The 2271-nt window shown below is 66.7% G+C and carries 3 protein-coding genes; 1 reads left to right on the top strand and 2 read right to left on the bottom strand.

Going from position 1 to position 2271, the window contains the following annotated elements:
• The coding region (locus VFE28_09095) for a hypothetical protein (GenBank protein ID HZM16144.1) at positions 1 to 975 on the top strand (975 nt) is incomplete at its 5' end.
• A 12-nt stretch (positions 976 to 987) separates the two neighbouring features.
• Here the strand turns inward: VFE28_09095 and VFE28_09090 are convergent.
• Positions 988 to 1515, bottom strand: a complete 528-nt coding sequence (locus tag VFE28_09090) for a DinB family protein (GenBank protein ID HZM16143.1) — start codon at positions 1513 to 1515, stop codon at positions 988 to 990.
• Between the two features lie 103 nt (positions 1516 to 1618).
• The gene (locus tag VFE28_09085) at positions 1619 to 1918 is read right to left on the bottom strand and encodes a hypothetical protein (protein ID HZM16142.1); all 300 of its coding nucleotides are present in this window, start codon (positions 1916 to 1918) and stop codon (positions 1619 to 1621) included.
• Positions 1919 to 2271 lie beyond the last annotated feature (353 nt).

Below are 2271 nucleotides of genomic sequence, written 5' to 3'. Positions count from 1 at the left end.
TTCCCGACTACACTGCGAACACCACAGGCTACCCAGCAGGCTCTCGAACCCCGATCATCGCCTTTGGTGTTCGCCTTCGTCGCCGCATTCCTGCACATCCTTTACATCACGCGCATCGGCGGCGACTTCATGTTCGCTCGTTTCTACTTGCCGGCGACTCCGTTCCTCTTGTTGCTGTGCGAATCCGGCGTGCAATGGATTCGCCGCCGCGGCCTGCGTCTCGCTGCAGCCACCGCACTCGTGGCTCTCACTCTGACGGGAACCGCGCTCAAGCACGCACGGTTCTCCGGGAATCGGCACTATCACGGCATCGTCGACGAGCCGCAGTTCTACCCACGTTGGCGTCTGGCCGAGATGCGCGAGATCGGCGAGGCTCTGCGTCCCTGCGTCGCGAGGACCGGAGCGAAGTTCCTCGTCCTCGCCGGCCAACTGACACAGGCCTATTACGGGGCGTATCCCGTGGCGGTGGAGTTCTGCGGCCTCACCGACGAGTACGTCGCTCACGCACCCCTGCGGGCGCGCGGGCGTCCGGGGCACGAGAAGTACGCCGACGCCGAGTATGTGTATCGACGCGCGGTCAACTTCCGCGTGCGTACCGAGCGCCAGATGGGGCAGGTGCGCCCCTACACTGCCTGCAGCTTTCCTGGCCCGCACGGCCCGATCTATGGGGAGATCATCGTTTACGACCGGGCGGTGATGCAGAAGCTGCGGGAGAACTGCCCGCAAGCTCGCTTTCTGGACTTTCCGGCCTTCCTGGAGCAGACGTACCTACCGCGCGTCGCCAGCGAGCCGCCCGCCCGTCTCATCGAAGATTACAATCATTTCAAGCGCTACTACTTCGACCACAATTCCGATGCGGAAGGTCTGCACGCCCGACTCCGCGCTGCCCTGGCCGCCCGCGGTCTCGGCGACATCCCGGAGCGACCGCTGGCTCCCGATCTCTTTCGTGACTTCAGCCCCTTCGAAGCGCGGTGAGGCCTGAGCCCACTACGGCGTGGGGATCTTGCCGGCGTAGTCGATCCTCCAGCCCTCGAGGCCGCGGGCCGTGAGCACGGCGAGAGCGGTGGAGAGCTGGCGGAGATGGAGGAGATCGTGCATGCGCCAAGCAGCGATGAAATCGCCGCAGCGCATGCGCCCGAGCTGCGGATGCTCGAGGGAAGCATCGAGCAGCTTCAAGTCGAGCCGGCGCAACCAGGCGCAAGAGACCTCGCGCTCGGCGGCGAAGTCGCCACACACCTGCGCGGGGTCCTTGGAATTGTAAGCGCGCTGCACCACCCAGCCTGCCGGATCGATGGCCTTCTCGATGGGACGGCGCTCCGAAGCAGCCTGGCCCCGGGGCCGGAAGTCCTCGCGCTCCTCGTCGAGCAGGTGCGCCAGGATTTCCAGGGGCGACCAGCGCACTTCGGTCTCACGAGAGCGCAGGACCCTGTGGTCCACCGCCTCGACGAGCAGGGTGAGCAACTGCGGGAAGCCTGCATGCTGCTGCACCAACCGTTCGAAGTCTGGCTTGTCCATCGCTCCACCGCGGCCGGTGAACACCGTGAGCACGCTGCCGCCGCAAGCCTGGCACGGAGCGCGCGACCGTGAACGCCCAAGGAGGATACCATGGTGCTGCCTGCTATCTGGACTCGGTGGTGCCCATGACTTCGTGCTTCGGCCTGCCCTGATCCAGCACTGCTCGGCCCCCGGTTTTCTCGTAGGCACGCTCCAGGAGCTCCCGCGCTTCCCGGTTCGGGCGCAAGTTCCAGTTCTTCTCCGCCAGATCCACGGCGACATCGTAGGGCCCGAACTCCAGGTCGTGCCGGAGGGCGTGCCCCCATGTCGCCTCGGGAAACCGCTCCAATCGCTGTTCGTAGATGGAGCGGGCCGTGAGCTGCAAGCGCTCCGCTTTGCTCGCCTTCCCTTCGGCGCGGCACAAGACGCATCGCCACTTCCTTCCTGGTGCGCGGCACGGTGCGGAATGCCGCCGGCGCCGAGGTTCCCGTTGTACGGAAACAGCCGCGGCGCTACGGTGTCCCTTGCGGGGGGTCGCCCGGCTCGGTCCCCGGTTCCGGCCATCCGATCCGGCTCCCACCCGCGTATGAGGAGAGACGTGCAGCCGCGGGCGCGGAGAGTCTCGAGCATGGATCCGGCGAGCGATCTCCTATGGATGGGGCGCCTGCAAGCAGGCGACCGGACGGCGCTCGAGCCCCTCTACGACCGCCACAGCCCGTCGATGTACGGTGTGGCGCTGCGCATCCTGCAGAACCGGGCCGACGCCGAGGACGCCCT

The organism is Candidatus Krumholzibacteriia bacterium (assembly GCA_035649275.1).
Lineage (GTDB): Bacteria > Krumholzibacteriota > Krumholzibacteriia.
The sequence above is the reverse complement of the archived record's forward strand: the minus strand, read 5'-3'. Positions and strand labels throughout refer to the sequence as shown.

What these genes read in the sequence shown, in the direction of transcription:
- VFE28_09090 (HZM16143.1), bottom strand. Translation starts at nt 1,515, where the DNA reads ATGGACAAGCCAGACTTCGAACGGTTGGTGCAGCAGCATGCAGGCTTC.